Origin of the sequence: Alicycliphilus denitrificans (assembly GCF_044792555.1) — a bacterium.
In the GTDB taxonomy this organism is placed as follows: Bacteria; Pseudomonadota; Gammaproteobacteria; order Burkholderiales; family Burkholderiaceae_C; genus Alicycliphilus; species Alicycliphilus denitrificans_A.
In genome coordinates, this window is record NZ_CP126239.1 from 223,066 (window position 1) to 244,388 (window position 21,323).

At 62.0% G+C, this 21,323-nt stretch carries 16 protein-coding genes and 1 pseudogene; 12 read left to right on the forward strand and 5 right to left on the reverse strand.

Features of this window, described 5'->3' with window-relative positions:
- Positions 1–493: 493 nt before the first annotated feature.
- The 4 genes and pseudogenes from bfr to P7644_RS20995 all read right to left on the reverse strand — a co-directional run.
- Positions 494–970, reverse strand: coding sequence for a bacterioferritin (gene bfr / locus P7644_RS20980; protein ID WP_404303337.1), 477 nt, complete (start codon positions 968–970; stop codon positions 494–496).
- Between the two features lie 127 nt (positions 971–1,097).
- Positions 1,098–2,135: an IS30 family transposase gene (locus P7644_RS20985; RefSeq protein WP_404303339.1), complete on the reverse strand. Its 1,038-nt coding sequence runs from the start codon at positions 2,133–2,135 to the stop codon at positions 1,098–1,100.
- Between the two features lie 385 nt (positions 2,136–2,520).
- Positions 2,521–5,463, reverse strand: coding sequence for a Tn3 family transposase (locus P7644_RS20990; protein ID WP_404303340.1), 2,943 nt, complete (start codon positions 5,461–5,463; stop codon positions 2,521–2,523).
- A 129-nt stretch (positions 5,464–5,592) separates the two neighbouring features.
- Positions 5,593–8,010, reverse strand: a pseudogene (locus tag P7644_RS20995) (Tn3-like element IS1071 family transposase); the annotation flags it as partial.
- A gap of 254 nt (positions 8,011–8,264) precedes the next feature.
- On the opposite strand from P7644_RS20995, the gene nirK reads away from it, so the two are divergent.
- The 11 genes from nirK (at position 8,265) to P7644_RS21050 (ending at position 20,017) form a co-directional block, all read left to right on the forward strand.
- Positions 8,265–9,737: a copper-containing nitrite reductase gene (gene nirK, locus P7644_RS21000; protein WP_404303341.1), complete on the forward strand. Its 1,473-nt coding sequence runs from the start codon at positions 8,265–8,267 to the stop codon at positions 9,735–9,737.
- Positions 9,738–9,801: 64 nt separating this feature from the next.
- Positions 9,802–10,485, forward strand: a complete 684-nt coding sequence (locus P7644_RS21005) for a response regulator transcription factor (protein ID WP_404303342.1) — start codon at positions 9,802–9,804, stop codon at positions 10,483–10,485.
- A 66-nt stretch (positions 10,486–10,551) separates the two neighbouring features.
- On the forward strand, positions 10,552–12,333 hold the full coding sequence (locus tag P7644_RS21010; protein ID WP_404303344.1) for an ammonia-forming cytochrome c nitrite reductase subunit c552: 1,782 nt from the start codon (positions 10,552–10,554) through the stop codon (positions 12,331–12,333).
- Between the two features lie 60 nt (positions 12,334–12,393).
- Positions 12,394–13,425: a porin gene (locus P7644_RS21015; protein WP_404303345.1), complete on the forward strand. Its 1,032-nt coding sequence runs from the start codon at positions 12,394–12,396 to the stop codon at positions 13,423–13,425.
- Positions 13,426–13,432: 7 nt separating this feature from the next.
- On the forward strand, positions 13,433–14,899 hold the full coding sequence (locus P7644_RS21020; RefSeq protein WP_404303346.1) for a heavy metal sensor histidine kinase: 1,467 nt from the start codon (positions 13,433–13,435) through the stop codon (positions 14,897–14,899).
- The gene (locus tag P7644_RS21025; protein ID WP_404303347.1) at positions 14,896–15,984 is read left to right on the forward strand and encodes an NHL repeat-containing protein; all 1,089 of its coding nucleotides are present in this window, start codon (positions 14,896–14,898) and stop codon (positions 15,982–15,984) included. Before P7644_RS21020 ends, P7644_RS21025 begins: the two co-directional genes overlap by 4 nt.
- A gap of 38 nt (positions 15,985–16,022) precedes the next feature.
- Positions 16,023–16,289, forward strand: coding sequence for a PepSY domain-containing protein (locus tag P7644_RS21030; protein ID WP_374412680.1), 267 nt, complete (start codon positions 16,023–16,025; stop codon positions 16,287–16,289).
- On the forward strand, positions 16,286–17,002 hold the full coding sequence (locus P7644_RS21035) for an ATP-binding cassette domain-containing protein (RefSeq protein ID WP_109040318.1): 717 nt from the start codon (positions 16,286–16,288) through the stop codon (positions 17,000–17,002). Before P7644_RS21030 ends, P7644_RS21035 begins: the two co-directional genes overlap by 4 nt.
- Before the next feature lie 106 nt (positions 17,003–17,108).
- A complete protein-coding gene (locus P7644_RS21040) occupies positions 17,109–18,464 on the forward strand; it encodes an ABC transporter permease subunit (RefSeq protein ID WP_404303348.1) in 1,356 nt (451 codons plus the stop codon).
- Positions 18,461–19,168, forward strand: a complete 708-nt coding sequence (locus P7644_RS21045; protein ID WP_109040319.1) for a family 16 glycoside hydrolase — start codon at positions 18,461–18,463, stop codon at positions 19,166–19,168. Before P7644_RS21040 ends, P7644_RS21045 begins: the two co-directional genes overlap by 4 nt.
- A gap of 12 nt (positions 19,169–19,180) precedes the next feature.
- Entirely contained in the window at positions 19,181–20,017 is an 837-nt protein-coding gene (locus P7644_RS21050; RefSeq protein WP_404303349.1) for a hypothetical protein, read from the forward strand.
- On the opposite strand, the gene P7644_RS21055 is transcribed toward P7644_RS21050, so the two are convergent.
- A complete protein-coding gene (locus P7644_RS21055) occupies positions 19,987–20,355 on the reverse strand; it encodes a PepSY domain-containing protein (protein WP_073651997.1) in 369 nt (122 codons plus the stop codon). The two genes, P7644_RS21050 and P7644_RS21055, sit on opposite strands and share 31 nt — an antisense overlap.
- A 326-nt stretch (positions 20,356–20,681) precedes the next feature.
- Here P7644_RS21055 and P7644_RS21060 point away from each other — a divergent pair, with 326 nt between their 5' ends.
- A complete protein-coding gene (locus tag P7644_RS21060; RefSeq protein ID WP_404303350.1) occupies positions 20,682–21,233 on the forward strand; it encodes a hypothetical protein in 552 nt (183 codons plus the stop codon).
- Positions 21,234–21,323 lie beyond the last annotated feature (90 nt).

The window sequence follows — 21,323 nt, forward strand, 5'->3', positions numbered from 1 at the left end:
CTGACACCAATGAGGCCTGCCCCTCCGGACAAACGCATGGCACATCTACGACTGCAAATAGGAATGATTCGCATTACTTAATGATAGCATGTCTTTTTTGCAAAAGATGCTCAATTCAAGAAGCGTTGGCGCATGCATGGCGCATGCTTGCCGATCAGGCTTAACGGCTTGATCAAAAAATCGCGGCTGAGCAAGGCCGGCCCCACCGCATCGGTGGCGCATTGGCGAACGCAAAGGCAATGCGGGAAGTTGCGAGGGCAACTGGGTCAATTGCTTCGCAAGAAGGATGGCCTGCAACTACGCCCGCAGAGCTTGCCCACGGCGAAACCGGCTTGGGTGGGCCGCGTGAAGAGGGTCCAGGCCAGCGCTGCCAACACCAAGCGAGCGAAAAGAGCCCTGTGCGCTGGAACCCCGGCCCATAACCTTGTCAACGCCCATCAATCAAGATCACCCCCGGCCGAATCGGGCTTCTCGAGAATGGGGAAGCAGGCGCTCAGCTAACCTCACCCGTCTGGCTTTGCAGGTAATTTTGAATGCCGACTTTGTCGACCAGATCGATTTGGGTTTCCAGAAAGTCGATGTGTTCTTCGGTGTCGTCGAGGATTTCCTGCAGCAGATCGCGCGAGACATAGTCACGCACGGTCTCGCAATGCGCAATGCCGTCCTTGATCGTGGCTTGGGCGCCTTGCTCGCTTTTGAGGTCGCAGTTCAGGATCTCGGGCACGTCTTCACCGATCATCAGCTTGCCCAGGTCCTGCAGGTTGGGCAGGCCCTCGAGCACGAAGATGCGGTCCATCAGCTTGTCGGCATGCTTCATTTCGCCGATGGATTCCTCGTATTCCTTCTTGGCCAGCTTGTCCAGGCCCCAGTGTTTGTACATCCGGTAGTGCAGGAAGTACTGGTTGATGGCCGTCAGCTCGTTTTTGAGCTGGGCCTGCAGGTGTTCAATGACTTTGGCGTCGCCTTGCATGTGATCTCCTTGGATTTTTTAATGTGCCATTGTCCGGGCTCCGCGCACCGCTAGCAAGTTTCAACCAATTGCAGGGCCCTCTCCTTTCCAAGGGCGGATTCAAGTCTGAAGTGCAACACCCTGGGGTTCAATGAACGAGGGTGGATTGCTGCGGGCTGTTGAGCAGGAGCTCTCGATAGACCGCTAGCGGGGATCGTACGCCCAGACCCTTACGAGGTCGGTTGTTGATCTGATCGGCAATGGCATCGAGCTGCTCCTGGCTGTAGCCTGAGAGGTCAGTCCCTTTGGGCAGGTACTGACGCACAAGTCCGTTGGTGTTCTCGTTGGAGCCGCGTTGCCAAGGGCTGTGCGGGTCACAGAAGTACACCGCCATCTCTGTGCGGCGGCTCAGCTCCTTGTGCATAGCCATCTCTCTGCCCTGGTCGTACGTCATGCTCTGGCGCATGGGCGCGGCAATGCCCAGCAGCTTGTCAGTGAAGGCCTGCATCACATTGGCCGCGCTGGCGGGTTTGAACTCGGGCAGCTTGACGAGCATGAGCAATCGGCTGGTGCGCTCGACCAGGGTGCCCACCGCGCTGGCGTTGGCCGCGCCCTTGATGAGGTCGCCTTCCCAGTGGCCGGGGAACTGCCGATCCTCAATCTCGGGCGGGCGCATGTGGATGCTCACCATGTCAGGGATCTGACCTCTGCGGTCTTGTCCTTTGCTGCGGGGCACGCGCTTGTTGTGCGCGTGGCGCAGGGTGGCGATGAGTTCGCGCTTGAGCTCGCCTACTGGCTGGGCGTAGATGCAGTTGTAGATGGTCTCGTGTGACACGCGATGCTCATGGCCTTTGGGGAAGATGCGGGCCAGTGTCAGGGCAATCTGTTCGGGTGACCAGCGCTCGCACAGGAAGTGGCGCATCAGGCCAAACAGGATGCCATCACTGTGGAGCTTGCTCGGTGGGCGGCCCTGTAGGCGCCGCCGCTGTGCGCAGGTGCGCGCCCAGGCGCTGGCGTAGCCTGCGGGCTGTGCGTTGCGGCGCAACTCTCGACTGATGGTGCTCGGTGATCGCCCCAGGACCTGGGCCATGGCGCGAACGCTGAATTTCTGCTGGACCAGGCTGGCCAGCGTCACGCGGTCTTCAGGCTGGAGTTGTTGGTAACGCCTGGCTGGGGTGCTTTGCATCTGCGGACCTTACTCGGTGGCAGGTGTTGCACTTCAGACTTGAATCCGCCAAGTTTTAGATTGACTTTCCAAACAGTGGTTGCTCAAAAAGCGAAAGGTAGAATTATGAATAGGCACGAAAACAAGTAACAAAATTACCGGCTCTTGCGGTTTCATGCGTGAAACCACGTCTGTCAATCGGAATGCCGATTTCGGCTCACCGTAAAAATCGACAGCTGAATTGAGCGGCCTAAATTTTATGCAGTCGGGGGTGGACGTAAGTTATTGATTTTATTGAACCTAATTTGAGCCGCCGTAAAAATCGACACCTGAATTGAGCTGCCCAAAAAATAGGCGAATTTTTTGAGATCGGCAAAAATGCCATCAGAGGCGCCTACAAAAAGATTCAAGCAAGGACCGCTTTGCGTCTGGAAACACGTTCCAAAAGTTCATCCACGTAAGCTTCGACGGGAAATTCCATGGTGCCCCGGAAGTTGATGCCTGCGTAGTGCACCGGGCCCATGTGGGCCAGCCAATCTTCCTCGATCGGATGCTTCTCCTTGGCGAACCGATTGACCACTTCTTGCATCTTGTGCGTGTTCCACGCGATCACGACGTTCGTCAGTAGAGCGTGGCAGCCACTGATGGCGGTCATTTCATCTTCCCGGCGGCCGCGTTTGGGCGCAACCCGCCCGGAGTAGATGGCGCGCTGCAACTGGTGCACAGACTCACCGCGGTTCAGGACAGTGTGAATTTCCCGGCGGAAGGACTCGTTGGTGAAGTAGTCGCACAAGAACACCGTTCGCAAGAGCCGGCCCAATCCATCCAGCGCCTTGAAAACGGGCGAAGCGGCGGCGTGCGAGCCGAGCCGTTCAAGCAGCTGGCGCGGGGTAACCCTGCCGATTTGGAGCGATGCGACGACTCGCATGGCTTGGTCCCAGCCCTCAACAATTGACTTCTCGGTGACGTACTTGACTTTCAGGCGCTCCAGATTTTCCGGAATCTTCATGCCGTGGAGCAGCATCAGCTTGCGCTCGGACAAGCGTGAAAGTTGAGGACACAGATCAAACCCACTGAGCTTGGCGGTGGCCATGGCCACATTGGTGTATCCGTGCGTGTCGACGGCAAGCCAGGCGAGCCTCTTGTCCTCGGGTTGGTTCTTGTTGTACCAGTGCGCGCCATGTACCGCAACTGCGGCCTGCCGGGTGTTCAACACGATGGGCTGGTCATAGAAGATGCCGTAATTGTTGAGTATGTGTGTGTAGATCCCAACAGCAAACGTGTGCCGCCGGGGATCCACGCGAGCGTTAAAAAGGCGATTGCTTGCGTCCAGCGCCATCATGTCGGAGGAGCCCTTGTCGCCTTTGCCCCACAGGGCCGCGATGGGGTGTTCGGCCTGAAATGCCAATACGCGACTGTTGGCCAGCCGGACGCGCTCGGAGTTTTCCAGGATGCGCATCGCCGAGGCAATGTGGGAGAGTTCCACTTTGGGAATGATCGCCGCGACGCCGGCGACATCGTTCTCGGTGCCCATGGCAAACACCGCGCCGTAAAGGGCAATCAGTTCCCGCACCGAGGTGGCTTTGCGACCCAGCAGGCACTCACTGAATTTCGTCTTCGCGTCGATCTCAATCACGATGTTTTCAAACTTCTGCGGACCTATGATCTTGAAAATGGCATCGCGGGTGCGCGAGACACTCATGTCAATGTCCTGAGGCGACAGTCTGGGCAGGCTGATCTCGCCGTTCTCATTGATCTCGACCTTGCCCGCCGCAACCGCCTCGGACAAGGCCTGCAGCCCGACTTCGCAGTTGTGACGCACCCCCTTGAGGTACAGCTTTGGCTCCGAATACAGTCCAAGACCGCCAATAAGTTGCTTGCGGTCACGCTCCCAGACGTCCATCGGAATCAAGAATTCTTCGCGGTTCTTGTGCTTCCAGCTGTGGTCCACCCACAAGCTGCCACCTCGCAGACCTTGATGAATGGCCAATGCAGCTGAGGCTTGCAACGCGCCAAGGGCCCGTGCGCGGTCGAGGCCATCGATCAGTTCGCGCCAAGCCGGGTCGGTGATCGAAGAGTCGAACTCCGCAGGGAGTTCCTTCGCCCCCATCTCCTGGAGTTCGCGCAATGCCTTGACCTGAGCCAATGCCTTGTTGCCTTCCGGCCCTTCGATTTCCACATTGGAAAATGCACTGAGCACCGCGCCCAGTGCGAAACGCTCACCTGCTAAGTGCTCACGCACGAGCGCCGAACCTGACAGGTTCGCTGTGGCCTGGTCAAGCGGGTACATCTCCTGCAGGGCCTGAACTTTTTGCTGATCGGTGGTGTCGCTGGCATGTATAAGCTCGCGTACACGAATCTCTCGCTGGGCGTACTCCGCAGCCGACTGGGCGCGTTTGGTTTGGACTCGGTTACGGCCGTGGCCGATCATCCGATTGAGTTGTCTGCCTGCTGTGTAAAAGGCATCGTCAGTGAATTCCAACAGGGTCGCCCGCAGGAAGCACGCGAGTTCCAGTGCCTGGGTATCCTCGGCCAGAGCACGGGTTGCCGACGGTGGTCGATGGACCACGGCGCGCGCAAAGGCCTTGATGCGTTCCGCACCGATGGCATCGATTTGCCACTCGTGAACGCCAAGTGTCTTCAAGTGGTCGATTTTCTTGCCAGCCTCGGAAAGCGATTTCAACCCGTGTTTGCCGGGCTGCTCCTTTAGCCAATCGAGTATCGTTCCGCCGGTTCGCCCTTTGCGGCTGCTGAAGACATTCTTGATTGCCGCTGACAACTGTGCAGGAGGCACCTTGCTGCGCACCAGCTCAATTGCAGTCGCAACCACCGCCTCAAAGGCGGCATTTGCGATGCTGCGAATAACTCTTTCAATGGGGATGAGCAGCCGGTGCTCGACCAACCAAAGTTCAGCGCGCTTAACCAAGTCCTCCACACTCACGGCGGTTGTGGAAAGCGCGCGCAGGGCGTCCTTCAGCTCTTCCAAGTCCTTTTCTTGCGGCGCTGCGAGGTTCGCAAGGTTGGCCAGCACCCATTGTTTGTGATCCGTCAGGGTAGCTGGGCGACGGTAGATCGAGCGCAGGGTAGCGATGGACCTCTCATTGATCTGCAGCTCCGCGCACAGGTATTTGAGCAGGATGGACGGAACGACATTCAGACTTTCCAGGGGCCTGCCGGAGGCCCGGAGAAAGACCAGCAAAACAGCCGGGCCAAGGGCGTTTTCTTTGTACCTTTCTTTTAGCTTTTTGACTTCGTCGGCAGACAGGCGAAAGCACAGGCCGACGTCTACGTCGGTCAGGTTCTTTGGGAAAGTTGTTGCGCCAACAAAGCGCTGGTGAAAACCGAGCATGTCGCCTCCCGGGAACGGAGACTTTGGCGGATAGTTGCTGGAAGGTCAAGAATTGGCCGGGAGCAGCGGAGGCGGGTTTACCCTATGGTCGCAGCGTAAAAGCTGGCAGCAAAAATGAGGTTACCCCTGTCCGCTCATGACCGAGGCTGCCAGGTGCACCAGACTATCCCAATGCTTTTCGATCAAAGCGACGTCGACATTGGCTTCGCACACCGCAGCGATTTCTGCGGGCACTTTGGTGCCGCGTGGCACAAAGAGGTGGCGCTGTTTGAGTTCCTTCAACCGCGGGCAAAGATCAAAACCAAGCAAACGGGCATGTGACATGGCAAAGTCGGTGTAGCCATGGGTATCCACAGCAAGCTGGCTGGTCTCCAGCTTTTCTTGGCGGATGACACCTTCAATGGCCACGCCCGCCTGGCGCTCATTGAGCACAAAGGGCTGCGCATGGAAGATGCCCCACCGGTCTTTTACATGGGAGTAGATTCCAATGGAAGGTGTGTTGCGCCGAGGATCAAGCCGGGCTTGCCACACCCGTTTGGTGGTCTCCATGCTCATCATGTCAGAAGATGCCAAATCGGACCGCCCCCAGGTGGCGGCAATCGGGTGTCGCTGCATGAATTCCAGCACAGCCTGGCAGGCCTGGCTCAGACGCCGTTCGTCCCGCGCCCAGCGCATGGCCTGGCGAATGCTGGTGGCAGACAATTGCGGAATCATGCGCGCGCATTCGACCGCAGTCAGACTGGTGCCGTGGGCCATGATGCCGGCATAGACCATCAGCAGCTCGTCGGTAGAGCGCGGCTCACGTCCGAGCATGATCCAGCTAAAGCGCACCTGGGCGTCAACGGCCAGAATCACTTCCGGCAATTGAACCTCACCGATGCGGTGATCCAAAGCCGCGCGCAGCTTGGTCACTTCTGGGTCTTCGTCCTCTGCGGGCAATGGCGACAAATGGAGTTCATCATCCACGCGCAGTACGCCACTGCGGGCTGCAGCGGCCACCGCATCGACACCGGCAGTTACTCTGGCCAGCAAAGGCTTCAAGAAAGTGGCAGCCTTGCTGGGTAACGATAGACGGGCATAGTGTTTCTTGGACTCTGCCTGCCAACGCTCGTCCGTGAAGAACAAGCGCGCACGACCCCGAAAGCTCAGGCTGTGCTCAATCCAGACCGAGCCATTGCGCACCGCGCGGCGCAGGGCAAACAGGGTGGCCACCTCCAACGCCTGAAACGCCCGTTCCCGGTCTGGGCTGGAGATCGAAACCTGCCAGATCATTCCCAGACTTGGTGCCACCACTTCAACTGGCAGCTTTCTGGATCCTTTGAGATATAAAGCTTGCAGCTTGGCAAGGTACTCGATGGCAGGATGCTCGCCGGTGGCCTGCCAGGGCAGCTTTGCAATGGCGACGAGCAACGACCGCACGGGGCGAATTCCATCAATCAATCCCTCGCGGACCAGGGAGGCCCTGCTCGGTGGTTTGCGTTTCTGGGTTTCGGTGATCAAGGCTTCAAGACGGGCACGCAACTCAGCATCTGGCACCGCACCTTGCGCGCTCAAGGCAACAAGTTCGCCGAGCAGCGTTTTGTACATTGCGGCCCAATTGACGGTAGCGGGGACATCGGCGGCAGCCTGACGCCACAGATCGGCGATCCGGCGCTGCACCATAAGGATCAACTGGTCTGTGGTGGTGAACAGGCAATACCGAAGAAAGCATGCGACCTCCACGGTGCGCGCTGGCTCTTTGATCTTGGCTCCGGCTGAGGGCGGCCTGGAGACAAGTCGGCGCGCGTAGCGGCGCAAGATGAGATCGGGGATGTCTGCCAGGTGCTTATGAACGTCCAGCGTGTAAAGCAGGTCGATGCGCTCCAGTACCTCGCTGATTTGGCGGGTTGAGTGTTTCGCCGGTGCAGCCCATAGCCAACTCTGCTGGGTTTGTCCATCTGGGCGCAGCTCTGAAACTGAGGCTCGCCAGCGATCAAGTGTTGCTGGATCAACGCTGGCGGCGATGGCGGTGCCTGTTTCAACTTCAAGCTGGGCAAGTGCCGCCGCAATCAGTGTCCGAATTGCCCGCTCGTGCACGATCACCAGCTTGTTCTTGTACAGCCATTGACGCGCCCGCACGAGTAGCTGATCGCGGTCGGCGCAGCGCGCCACTTCGTCGCGCAGTTCACGTACCAGTGAGCGGCGCTGGTGCTCGCTCATCCACTGGAATCCAAGGACCGTGCAGGCTACTTGTTGGTGATCGAATAGCGTGCGCCCGCGTTCATACATGGCTCTCAGCGAGGCGACTTCTGGTGCTGCAATGCCAAGCTCGTTGCCAAGGTGGCGCCACAAGGCTACTGGAATTACCCGAAAGGCACCGAGCAAACGCCCACTCATGCGCAGGAAACCAATATGGAGCGCCAGACCAAGCTTGTGGGAATCACCTCGGCGTGCATTGATTGCGTCGCGCTCGGCACCATCGAAGGTGAAAAATGCCTTCATCTCGAAGTCGCTGATATCGCGGGGGAGCCCACGCATCCCCAAAAACGTTGTGTGCCAACCCTGCATCGTGAACCTCAAAAGTGGGAGGCCACCATACCCGTTTACAAAGCGAACAGGAAAGTCAATGAAATCAACGGTCTACCCAGACCACCCCCGCGCCAGTGCTAGCTTTGCGTACCGTCACTTATTGCACTGAAAACGAGGAGACCCCTATAAATACCATTGATCTTGCTACTCATTGATCCATAACAAGTTTTTCTTGGCACGGCGTTCGCATAGTCAGTACTGCCGCACCGGCAGAAAAGATCAAGGAACCCACCATGCAACGCAACTTTTGCTTCGGCGTGATCACCGCCGCCATCTATGTCATGACCACGGCCTTGTCCGTGCATGCCCAGCCGGCCGCCCATTCGACGCACTTGGCTGCATCGAGCAGTCCCGCAACTTCGGCAGTTCAGTCTGCAGCTACCAAGCGCTACGAGCTGCACACCAACATCGTCGATGGCAAGATGGTGTTCGTCGACGACAAGGGCCAGGTGAACCCCACGCTCGCGGCCAATGCGGGCGACACGGTCGAGATCGCGCTCCAAAGCGGCGAAGGCGCTGAGCACGACTTGGTGATTCCCGAGCTGAACGTCGCGTCAGCGAAATTCAGCGCTGGTACCGGCAAGACCACGCTGCGCTTCAAGGTGCCGCGCTCGGGCACCTTCACCTACTACTGCTCGATCCCAGGTCATCGGCAGATTGGCATGGAGGGAAAACTCCAAGTGAGCGGACCAGCGGTCGCCGAAGCGGGCACGCCCCCCGCTGCGAAATCCGATTCGAGCCAGGCCGCGCTCTACACTCCTGCGCCGGTGCCCCAGCGCGCGGCCGACCCGTCTGCCGTCAGCGTCGCTGCCAATCCCTCGGCGGTGCCCGCCGCCATCGGCAGCCGTGCGCCGAAAACGCTCAAATACCGCATGGAGACGGTCGAGCTGCCAGGCAAGCTCGATGACGGCACCAGCTTCACCTACTGGACTTTCGATCGCCAAGTACCCGGCCCCATGCTGCGCGCGCGCGTGGGCGACACGGTCGAGTTGACGCTGGCCAATGCCCGCGACAGCAAGATGATCCATTCGATCGACCTGCACTCCGTCACGGGTGGTCATGGCGGCGGCGAGCACACACAGGTGGCGCCCGGCCAGGAAAAGACCATTGCCTTCAAGGCGCTCAACCCTGGCCTGTACGTCTACCACTGCGCCACGCCGCTGGTGCCGCAGCACATCGCGGCCGGCATGTACGGAATGATCCTGGTCGAGCCCGAAGGTGGCCTCACCAAGGTGGACCGCGAGTACTACGTGATGCAGGGCGAGATGTACACCGGCCGGCCGCACGGTGCCAAGGTGCATCAGGAGGCCGACCTCGAGAAGATGGCCAATGAGCTGCCCGACTATTACGTCTTCAACGGGGCAGTCGGCGCGTTGAGCAAGACCCATACGCTCCAGGCCAAGGTGGGCGAGACCGTGCGCATCTTCTTCGGCGTCGGCGGGCCCAACAAGATCTCGTCGTTCCACGTCATCGGGGAAATCTTCGACACCGTGTACAGCGAAGGCTCATTCTCGGGCCTCAAGCACGACGTGCAGACCACGCTGGTGGCACCCGGCGGCGCGACCATCGTCGAGATCAAGGTGCAGCACCCCGGCAGCTACCTCCTGGTGGACCACGCCCTGTCGCGCGCCGGCAAGGGCGCGGTTGGCGTGCTCGAAGTCACTGGCGAGCCCGTGCCCGGCGTTTACAAGGCTGGCGCCCTGTAACCCATCTCAGTTTGCCCAATCACCGGCATCGGTAGACTGAAAATCCAATATTAGGTCGCCCAAAATGCGCATTCTGGTTGTCGAAGACGAACCCAAAGTTGCCCAAGCCCTGAAGACCGGTCTTTCCGGCGAGGGATACGAGGTGACGCTGGCCGCCACCGGAGAGGATGGGTTCTTTCTCATCTCCTCGGCAGTCTTCGATTTCGTCATCCTGGACATCATGTTGCCGGGGCGCGACGGGCTGGAGATGCTGGCCGCCATGCGCAAACTAGGTCAATCGACACCCGTATTGATCCTTTCAGCCCGGGATACCGTGGAAGATCGTATCAGGGGCCTCGACCTGGGCGCCGACGACTACCTGGTCAAACCATTTGCCTTCGACGAACTGCTGGCCCGCATCCGCGCCTTGCTCCGCCGCGGGCGGCCAAAGGAAACGCTGCGCCTGAAGGCCGCCGATGTCGAGATGGATCTGGTCACCCGCAGCGTCCGCCGTGCTGGCATGGCGCTGGAACTGACCACTCGGGAGTTTGAGCTGCTGGAGTTCCTGTTACGCCATCAGGGCAGCCTGGTTTCCCGCGAAATGATTGCCCGGGATGTCTGGAAAACGGCACAACGAGCCACGCCGCTGGATAACGTCATCGATGTCCATATCGGCCGATTGCGGCGAAAGCTCGACGATGGCCATACCCAAAAACTCATCCACACACTGCGCGGGGTGGGTTTCATGCTGCGCGAAGAAGCCCTGTAGGCCATCGCCAGCATGCCAATTTTTTGCAGAAACAACTTCCCGAAAACTTGTAGAAGGGGGACTTCCATGAGAAACATCGCAACAACATCCTGGCTAAGACGGATAGGACGGTATTCCATCGTCGCTATCGGCCTGGCCGGATTTATCAACCTGGCTTCGGCGCAAACCACGCTGACGCCAACCGAAACCATGTCGGCGGCCCGCGAGGCGCACCGGGTCGAGTCGGGGCAGAAGTTCTTCGGCGACGCCAAGTATGCCGGCAGCGACAGTTGCCAGTCCTGCCACGAGAAGCAATACGGCGAATGGAAGGCCACCTGGCATTCCAAGATGCAACGTGCCGTGTCCCCCGATGTCATCGTCGGCGATTTCAACAACCGGATCATCACTTACAAGGACGTGGCCGCCAAGGACAAGGACAGCAAGCCGGTCAAGGACAAGGACGGCAAGCCGGTCAAGCTGACCTTCCAGGTCCGCGCCCACCGCGAGGGCGACAAGTTCTTCTTCACCGTGCTCGACAAGGACAATCCGGCCAACGACCAGACCTACGAGATTTACAAGGTCTTGGGCGGCAAGTGGGACCAGCAATACGAGATCAAGGTCGGCGAGAACCTGCTGCCGGGGATACTGCGCTGGTCGGTCGAAAACAAGGACTGGATCAATAATTCCTACCGCCCTTACGACTGGGTGGTGCCGGACGGCACGCCCGACGGCCGCCCGCGCAAGATGGAAGAACTGCCGAAGAACCGCTTCGCCGAGGGCAAATGCTCGGGCTGCCATACCACCGGCAACGACTTTTTCAAGGACGAAGCCGCCGGTCACTGGAAGGTCAAGCCGAACGGCAAGAGCGAGATGGCCGTCGGCTGCGAGCGCTGCCACGGCCCGGCGAGCAAGCATGTGGCCGAGGCGGAGGAAGCGAAAGCGTCCGGCAAGAAGCTCGCGCCGGAGGCAACGACTATCGTCCATCCGCTGAAGGATCTCAACAGCCTGCAACAGACCGAGTTGTGCGCCCAATGCCACGGGCGCCACGCCAACAAGAAGATCCCCGACCTCGCCTTCCAGACAGGCTTCCGTCCCGGCGATGTCGACATGACCACCCGCGGCCGCTTCTGGAACTATTCGGGCACGCCTGACCCGGAAGAGAACTATTACTTCTGGCCCAACGACTGGTCCAAGCGCAACCGCCAGCAATGGCAGGACTTCACCAAGAGCAAGCACTTCACCAAGGCCGGCATGACCTGCCTGACCTGCCATACCTTCCACGGCGAGCCGGAGAAAACCCAGCTCCGCATGAAGCCCGAACAACTGTGCGTCTCCTGCCATAGCAACGGCGGCTATGCCAAGCGCCCCAACGCCGAGATGTTCAAGGACAGTCCGATGGAGAAGGCTGGGGTGCAGTGTATCGATTGCCACATGCCGAAGAACGGCTACCGGTCCGGTCCGACGGCCGACAAACCACATCCGTGGGATGTCACTGCGCACACCTTCATGGTGGCGAAACCGGAGATGGAATTGCGCCAGGGCATCCGCAGCAGTTGCGCGACCTGCCATGAAGGCGCAGGCAAGAAGTTGCAGTCCGGTGTTCAGACTCCAGCTTTCGACACCAACACCCTCGACATCATGCTCAAGCAAAAGCAGGCCATGACACGGGCCGACATTGACGAGGTGGAAAAACTGCTGAAGTCGGTTTCGACCAAGAACCCGCAGGCCAAAAAACTGGCCGACGAGGCGCGCGGCAAGCTGAACTTCGTACTGCTCGACGGTAGCCTCGGTTTCCACAATCAGGAGAAGGCGATGGCTAGCATTGCCGAGGCCAAAAAACTGGCCGAGAAGGCTGCCAAGAGCAAGTAAGCATTTTTTGAATCAGGAAGGGGGAACTTTCCCCCTTCCTATCGTCAAGAGTCACTATCCATGTCAAATAGAACAACACTGTTTCCTGGTATCTACGCTTGCTTGGCCGCCGTCCTTGCAACTCCCGTTATGGCGGGGGAGCCAGTATTCGGGGAGCCAACACTGTATGGCCGGATCAATGCTACGGTCGAGCGAGCCAGAATCAGCGGCAGCAATGCAGAAACCGAGTTGGTGGACAATGCGTCCCGTCTTGGCATGCGTGCGGGCAAGGCACTCTCAGACGAAACATCGGTAATGATTCAGCTTGAAGGCCGTATTCGTCCCGAGGGCGATCACACGGGGTGGATACTTAACCCGCGCGACAACTGGGTGGGTATCCGGAATGAGACGCTCGGGACGTTGCGTCTCGGCAGAATGGAGGGCCCCCTCTATCATGCCACCTACGATGAAACTAGCATGCACAACCATGACAGCGGCCGATCATCAGACAAACTGCTTTGGGAGGATGCGACAGGCGGACGAATGACGAAGTCGGTATATTACCGCGCCCCACTCTCCGGGCCGGTCAAGATCGAGTTGCTGCACGCCTTTCTGGACAAGGATGACGGAAAGCAGCATGCGTCTAGTCCGCGCCATGACGAATTCGCAGTGACCTACGAGTTTGGAGAATCGAGGATCGCCGGTGGATATGCGGAGAGCCGGGATCTGGACGTCAACAAGGCATGGACGGTCGGCGCCTCCACGACAATCAAAGGGTTTGTGCTCGCTGGCTTGATCGAGAGAGCCCAAAGCCTTCCCGATGGTGGAACATCCTCGCACCGCAACTATGCTCGGGTCGCGGTGAAATATCCATTCGGCAAGCATGAGCTTCATGCCAATTATGGCGTCGCCGGCAGTTGGTCCGGCAGCCAGGATAGCGGCGCTACGCAAAGTACGCTCGGCTACAACTACAACTTGACTGAGAAAACCAAGATTTATGGGTATTTCACTCGGATCAAGAACGATGCCAATGCCTCGTATAGCTTCCTTGAGCACACCCCCACGGGGGCATCCAACACCTCCTTAGCGCTGGGGGTAAGTCACAATTTCTGAACATTCGATGCCAACCGATACAGGAACGTTGCTGACAAGGCGGTGGGCCGCCCTAAGTATCCGCGCCCGGCTGTCGATGATCTACGCCACGGCCTTGGGCGTGATGCTCGTCATCTATGCGGTTTTTGTCTACACCACAGTACGGGAACGCTTCGTTATCGAGGTTGATCATCGCCTTGATCAGGAGGTGGAGATCGCCGAACAGGCGTTGGTGCGTGACTCCTCCGGGCGGTTGTTCTGGCGGATGCCCGATCGGGTTGATGGCTATGAGACCTTGGCCAACATGTTGTGGCTCGACGTGCACCTGCCGGATGGCGCCTTAGTCTATCGCCTGGCCGGCGGTTATGCGAAAAATGGCATTGCTGATGAGCTTCCCTTTGGCCGGCGGGCGCCGGGCTTTTTCTCGGCCAAGCTCGATAGCGGTCTATCGCTCCGGGTATTGCAGCGGGAGATCGAGGTGGACGGGATTCGTGCCGTGATTCGCACGGCATTTCCCGAGGAACAGGTTGAACGGGAATTGGCATCCTTGCTGTGGGTGCTCACCATCGGGCTGCCGTTGGCCATTGGGGCTGCTGGAATCTCCGGCTATTGGCTGGCCGGCAGGGTTCTGGCTCCGGTAGCAAAAATGACCGACGAAGCACAATCCATCACGGCTGACCGCTTGGACGCCCGTCTGCCCATCGCCAATCCCAACGACGAATTGGGCCGTCTCGGCACCACCTTCAACGATCTGTTTGCCCGGTTGGGGCAATCCTTCGATCAGTTAAAGCGCTTCACCTCCGAGGCCTCGCATGAACTGCGGACGCCCCTGACCGTCATCCGTAGCGTTGGCGAAGTAGCGCTGCGGGAACGGCGTGACGAAGCGGCTTATCGAGACACCATCGGCACGATGTTGGAGGAGGCAGATCGACTAACTCAACTGGTACAGAGCCTGCTGATGCTGGCGCGGGCTGACAGCGGGCGCATCGTGCTTGGACGTGAAGCCTTTGACCTCGGCAGACTTACCTGGGATGCCGTCAATCATTTGCGCGTGCTGGCCGAAGAGAAAGGACAGCAAATCGAGGTCGCGGTATCGTCATTGATGGTACTGGGTGACCCGGCGGTATTGCGGCAGGCGGTCGTCAATATTCTTGACAACGCCATCAAGCACAGCCCGCCGGACGCCGTGGTGGCCATCGCGTGCCGCACGCATGCCGACCTCGCCGAAATCACCGTGGCGGACCAGGGACCGGGCATTCCGGCGGAGCACCTGCCGCATCTCTTCGACCGGTTCTACCGGGTCGATGCCGCCCGCGGCCGGCAGGACGGAGACCGCCGCGGCGGTTTCGGACTGGGCTTGGCCATCGCGCGCTGGGCGGTGGAGGCCCACGGCGGGCGCATCGAGGCCGACAGCGCGCCGGGCAAGGGCAGCGTCTTCCGAATCGCATTGCCCCGCGAAAGAACCCTCTCACATCCAGAAGGAACCACACCATGAAGTATCTCGTTGCGGCCATCGTGGCCGCGCTCACTGTCGGCGGCGTCGCGGCCGGCGCCGAGCCTGAAGCATCGGTTTTCCCCAAGACCCTGCCGTTTCCCGAAGTCCGGACCCTGGCCGGAGACGGCCAGCCGGGCGCGGCGGACGGCTCGCCGGGCCGCGTCAACCGGCCTCATGGCCTGTCATACGCCAATGACGGCAGCCTCTACTTCGCCGACCGCGGCAACCATCAGGTGCGGATAGTCAGGCCAGACGGCACCGTGGCCACCGTGGCGGGAACGAGCAAGGCCGGCTTTGCCGACGGCCCGGCCAAGACTGCCCAGTTCAACGAACCCATCGCCGTCGCGGTCGAGCGTAGCGGGGCCATCTACGTCGCCGACCGCAACAATCACCGCATCCGCAAGATCACGCCGGACGGCACGGTCATCACGCTGGCGGGCGGAGATTCGGCCGGCTTCGTCGATGGCGACCTGAAATCGGCGCGCTTCAACCAGCCCTACGGTGTCGCCCTGGATGCCGCGCAGACCACGCTCTACGTCGCGGACTACCTCAACCACGCCATCCGCCGCATCGATCTCGTGCTGGACAAGGTGGACACGCTCGCCGGCAACGGCGCGCCCGGCTTCGCCGACGGCCAGCGCGCCACGGCGCGCTTCAACCAGCCCTACAACGTGCGCATCGACGGTCAGGGGCGCCTGTGGGTGCCTGACCAGTTGAACCATGCCGTCCGCCGGGTCACACCCGCGGGCGAGGTGACGACGGTTGCGGGTGCCGGCAAGGCAGGCTACGCCGACGGCCCGGCCGCGACGGCGCGGTTCGACAATCCGACCGGCGTCGCGCCACTGCCCAATGGCGCCGTCGTCGTGGCCGACCGCAACAACAATCGCCTGCGCCTGGTCACTCCCGACGGCGCGGTCGCCACCCTGGCGGGTACGGGCGAAGCCCGATTCGCCGATGGCGAGGTTGTCTCCGCCCGCTTCAACCAACCGCTGGACGTCGAGTTCGACGACAGCATGTCGCGCGTTCTGGTATCCGAGGACAAGGGCCATCGCCTGCGCGTGCTGCCCAAGGATACCCGTCGCTGATGATCTTTCCCTTCCATCCGACCCAAAGGAGATATTTCATGAAAATGCGCAAGATTTCGGCAACCATCGCCACCCTGCTCGCCATTCCCGCCGTCGCCCTGGCGGGCTGGTTCGGCGATGAACGCCCCCCCGCCAATGCCAAGCCCTTGTCTGAGATCATCAAGGGGGTCGAGGCGGCCGGTCACAAGACCATCGTCGAGCTCGAATTCGAGGATGGCGTCTACGAGATCGAAGCCATCGACGCCCAGGGCAAGGAAGTGAAACTCAAGGTCGATCCGGTCTCGGGCAAGGTGAACGTGAAATGACCCAGGCGGCGCCCTTGCTGGCGGTACGCGGGATCAGTAAACGCTATGGGGAGGCCACGGTGCTCGACGATGTCGGGTTCGATCTGTCGCCCGGCGAGATTCTCGGCATCATCGGCCCCAACGGCGCCGGCAAGACGACGCTGATGGAATCCCTGGTGGGCCTGCTGCCCGCCGACGGCGGCGAAGTCCGTCTTCATGGCGAGCCGCTGCCGGCGGCGCGCCGGCGGGAGGCGATGTTTTACCTGCCCGACGGCATCGCGCCCTGGAGCGACCAGCCCGTCTGGCGCGCCACCGGCCTCTTCCGCGAGCTGCACGGCCTGGGTGCCGAGCGGGAGGCGACGGTGGTGCGCCGGCTGGAGCTCAAGCCGGTGCTGGCCAAACGGGTCTCCGAGCTTTCCAAGGGCTACCGCCGCCGGCTGCTGCTGGCGCTGGCACTGCTCACGCCCCAGCCCATCCTGATCCTGGACGAGCCCTTCGACGGCTTCGACCTGCGTCAGACCCTGCATGTCATGGACCTGTTGCGCGAGGTGGCGGCCGAGCGGGCACTGATTTTGTCCATCCATCAACTGAAGGACGCCGAGCGCATCTGCGACCGCCTGCTGCTGCTCGACGCCGGCCGCCGTCTGGGCCTGGGCACGCTCGCGGACCTGGCGGCCCAGGCGGGCGCGGCCCACGCCGATCTGGAGGAGGTATTTCTTGGACTCACACACTGACCAGTCCGCAGGGCGCAGGACGCCGCGAAGCGGCGGTCCCGAGCGAAGCGAGGGATGCGGCGTAGCCGCACAAAAGTCGGAGCCGGCGGGACGGCAATTCGGACAATTGAAACGATTAGCCGCCGTCTTCGCCCACGAGCTGCGCCGCCTGTTTGCCGGCCGCGCCTGGTGGGCCATGCTGTTCCTGCTGGCGCCGCTCGCCGGCTACGGCTTTGTCGAGGCGGTGCGCCTGTTCGGCGAGGCGAGCCGCACGGCGCTGCAATTCCCGGAAATGGCCCGCGGCATGACGCCGCTGGACGGCATCCTGGTGCCGACGCTGGGCGCCTTCTATCTGGGCACCACGCTGCTGTTTCCCTTCGTCGCCATCCGCGCCCTGGGCCAGGACAAGGAGAGCGGCGCGTTGAAGCTCGCCCTGCAATGGCCGCTCTCGCCGGCCGCGCTGGTGGCGGTCAAGCTCGCCGCGGTGTGCGCGGCCTGGAGCCTGAGCCTCGCCGTGCCCCTCTCGGCGCTCGTCTTCTGGCAGGTCGCGGGTGGCCATCTCGCGCCGGCCGAGACCGCCAATCTCTTCCTCGGTCATGCGCTCTATGCGCTGGCGGTGGCGGGCATCGCCTTCTTCGCGGCGGCGCTCGCCGAGTCGGCGGCCACCGCCGCCATCGTCACACTCGCCTTCACGCTGGGCTTCTGGGTGCTCGATTTCGCCGCCGCCACCGGCCCGGAATGGCTCAAGACCCTGGGCGAGATTTCGCCGACCCAGGCCCTCAAGCAGTTCGAGCGCGGCCTGCTGCCGGCGGCCCATGGTCTGAGCCTGGCGGGGCTCGGGCTGGGGCTCGCGGCACTGGCCGCCCTCATCCTGCCGCCGGGGCTTTCTCGAAGCGCCCGCTTCAAGCGCGGCGCGGCGGGCGCCGCCGTGCTGGTCCTGCTGCTGGCGGCGACATCCATGCTGAACTTGTCGCTCGATGTCAGCGAGGACCGGCGCAACAGCTTCAACCCCGCCGACGAGGCGGCGCTCGCCCGCATGGACCGGGGACTCGCCATCTCGCTCTACCTCGCGCCCGAGGACAGCCGGGCGCAGGAGTACCAGCGCAACGTGCTGGCGAAGCTCAAGCGCCTGGTGCCCGGTCTCACGGTGCGCTGGATGGAGACCGGCAAGGCGGGGGTCTTCGGCGCCGCCGGGGACGAAGGCTACGGCCGCATCATCTACGAATATGCAGGGCGCAATGCCACGAGCCGCTCCAACAGCCCGCGCGAAATCCTGCCGCTGCTGCATGAACTGGCCGGCGTGCAGGTGACGCCCGTCGAGACACCGCCGTATCCGGGGCATCCGCTGGTGGCCGATGCGCGGCCGGCGGAACTGTGGTTCTACGCCCTGCTGCCCGCCCTGATCCTGCTCACGTTCTGGCGCCACGCGCGGGCGCGGCGTCTGCCGATCCATCTTCGTTCGATCCAAGGAGAATCCTCATGAAATCGCGTTTCCTCGCTTCCCTGCTGTTTGCCGCCCTGGCGGTTCCGGCCTTCGCCGCGCCGACGGTGCAAGGCTTCGACAACGAGACGGTCGGCGCCGAGCCCAAGTCCTTCGCCGCCGCCGTGGGTAACTGGGTCGTGGTGGACGACACCGGCAACAAGCGGCTGTCGGTCAATGGCGCCAAGTGGGCGCGCGGCCAGACCTCGGCGGGGCTGGCCGACAAGGCGCGGGCGCTTTACGGCGAGCGCTACGCCGAGTTCCTCGACAACGTCCAGTCCTACGCCTACTTCCCCATCGCGGTGATGAACGACGTGGCGGACTTCCGCGAGGGCACGATCACCGTGCGCTTCAAGGGCGTGGACGGGCGCATCGACCAGGCTGCCGGCATTCTCTTCAATGTCCAGCCCAACGGCGACTACCTGACGCTGCGCGCCAACTCGCTGGAGGACAACCTGGTGCTATGGCAGTACGTGAAGGGCCGGCGCTCATCGGTGAAATGGATACGCAATACGCCAACGCCCAGCGGCCAGTGGCATGAAATGAAGCTGACGGTCAAAGGCAACCGGGTCGAAGGCTGGCTGAACGGCAAGCTCCTGCTCACCCACGATCTGCCCAAGCCGGTCTCGGGCCGCGTCGGCCTGTGGTCCAAGGCCGACAGCGTGGTGTATTTCGACGATTACCGCGTCGAGCCGGCGGGCCGGTAAGAGACCGCCGCCATGACCCGCACGCGACGCAATCTGCTGCTCGTAGCCGGCGTGCTGCTGGCCGCCGCCGGCACCTGGGCGGCGTTCCGCTTCCTGATCGGCGAGGCGCCGCCCGCGCAGCCGGAGTACCTGCCGCAAGCCGGCGCCGCGCCCGCGCCGACTACCACCGGGCCGGCAGCGCCGGTGCGGCAGGCCGACGGCACGCTGCGCTTCGAGTTCGAGAATGAGACCGTCGGCGCGGAGCCGAAGGGCGTCGTCCCAGCAGTGGGACAGTGGCTCACGGGCGTCGATGGCGAACGGCGCGTGCTGGTGGTGGACGGTCGCGGCTGGGCGCGCGGCCAGGCCTCGGCGGGGCTCGCCGACAAGGCCCGCGCCCTGTACGGCGAGCGCTACGCCGAGTTCCTCGACAACGTCCAGGCCTACGCCTACTTCCCGCTGGCCGTGGCCCAGGGCATCGACGATTTCCGCGCCGGCGAGATCGAACTGCGCTTCAAGTGCGTGGCCGGGCGCATCGACCAGGCCGCCGGCATCGTCTTCAACCTCAAGCCCAACGGCGACTACCTGGTGCTGCGCGCCAACTGCCTCGAAGACAACCTCGTGCTGTTCAAGTACGAGCAGGGAAAGCGCTCCTCGGTGCAATGGGTGCGCAACACGCCGACGCCGACCGGGCCGTGGCACTCGCTGAAGCTGGTGGCCGCGGATCGCCGGGTCGAGGGCTGGCTCAACGGGCAGCGCCAGCTGGAACACGAGTTGCCGGCACCATTTTCCGGCCGTGTCGGCGTGTGGTCCAAAGCCGACAGCGTGATGTATTTCGACCGCTATCTCGTGCGCGAGGCCGGTCGCAGGTAGACGGCCGTCGCTGCGGTCCCTCGCGCCAAGTGAATTGCCCACGGCCACAAGCCGCCAGCGCGGTGCAGGTAGAAACTCGGCTTGTACGACCTGCCTGGCCAACGCACCTTCCACGCTGGCCACCAGCGGCCGAGCCACCGTTTGCTCCTCGTGTGGCGCGCAGGCGCCGGGAAGATGAGACAGATCCCGACGAAGCAGTCCTGCGTCCACGCGAGCGCCACGATGCCCATGAAATACTGCCCCACCGTTTCCAGGGTCAGCGAGTAGTGCAGGCGATAGATGAAGGGCATGAGATTCACCCCCTGGGCCAGGGCACCCCACTTGCGGCCGCCCAGCACCTCGCCGGTGTAGGGATCCTACGAACACCTGGGCGTCCGCTGTCGGCGCCCCCGCTTCGACCCGGGTGCTGCTGTTCATCCTGGGGTTTACGGCCTCCCGCTGATGTCGCCGGTTCATCGAGCGAATCGAATGGGTGCGGCCGCACTTGCCGGACCAGGCGGCGTCTTCAACGGCTAACCCGAGGGCCATCGCCACCGGCGAAATGACGGGGTCGAACCCATCCTGACTTCCCTCGGAAACGGGGCGCCGCGCGTTTCGGATTTCCGGCATCCCGCGCAGCACAGTTCTGCAATGGTGAAGGCATCTCGTCGCCATGGGGTGCCACATGCCGCCGTCTCTGCCTCGTTTCCTCTGCATTTTCGCCGTGCTCAGCGGCCTGCTGTCCGGTTGCACCACGACACCGGCCACCCCTGACCATATAGAAGCGCCGCCCGACGAGCCAGCTTCGGGGCAGCGACTGGTGCCCGTGGCCCGCTACGGCCGCTACACCCTGGTCGAGCTGGTGCCGGAGCCCGCGCAGCGTGATCTCTTGCAGCAGGCGGTGGAGGTCTCGATTCCGCCCATGCTCGATGCCAGCGTGGGCGACGCCATGCGCCATGTGCTCCTGCGCTCGGGCTACCGGCTCTGCGACGCGGCCGAGGCCGCCACGCTGTACGCGCTGCCGCTGCCCGCCGCACACCTGCGCCTGGGTCCGCTGATGCTGCGCGATGCCTTGCTGACCCTTGCCGGCCCCGCCTGGGAGCTGTCCGTCGATGACTTGACCCGCCAGGTCTGCTTCAGCCGGCACGGTGCTTCCACCTTCCTTTCCGCCAACCCGCCCGGCACCGCCACGCCCGTGCCGGACGCGGGGTCTCCTCGTTTTCAGTGCAATAAGTGACGGTACGCAAAGCTAGCACTGGCGCGGGGGTGGTCTGGGTAGACCGTTGATTTCATTGACTTTCCTGTTCGCTTTGTAAACGGGTATGGT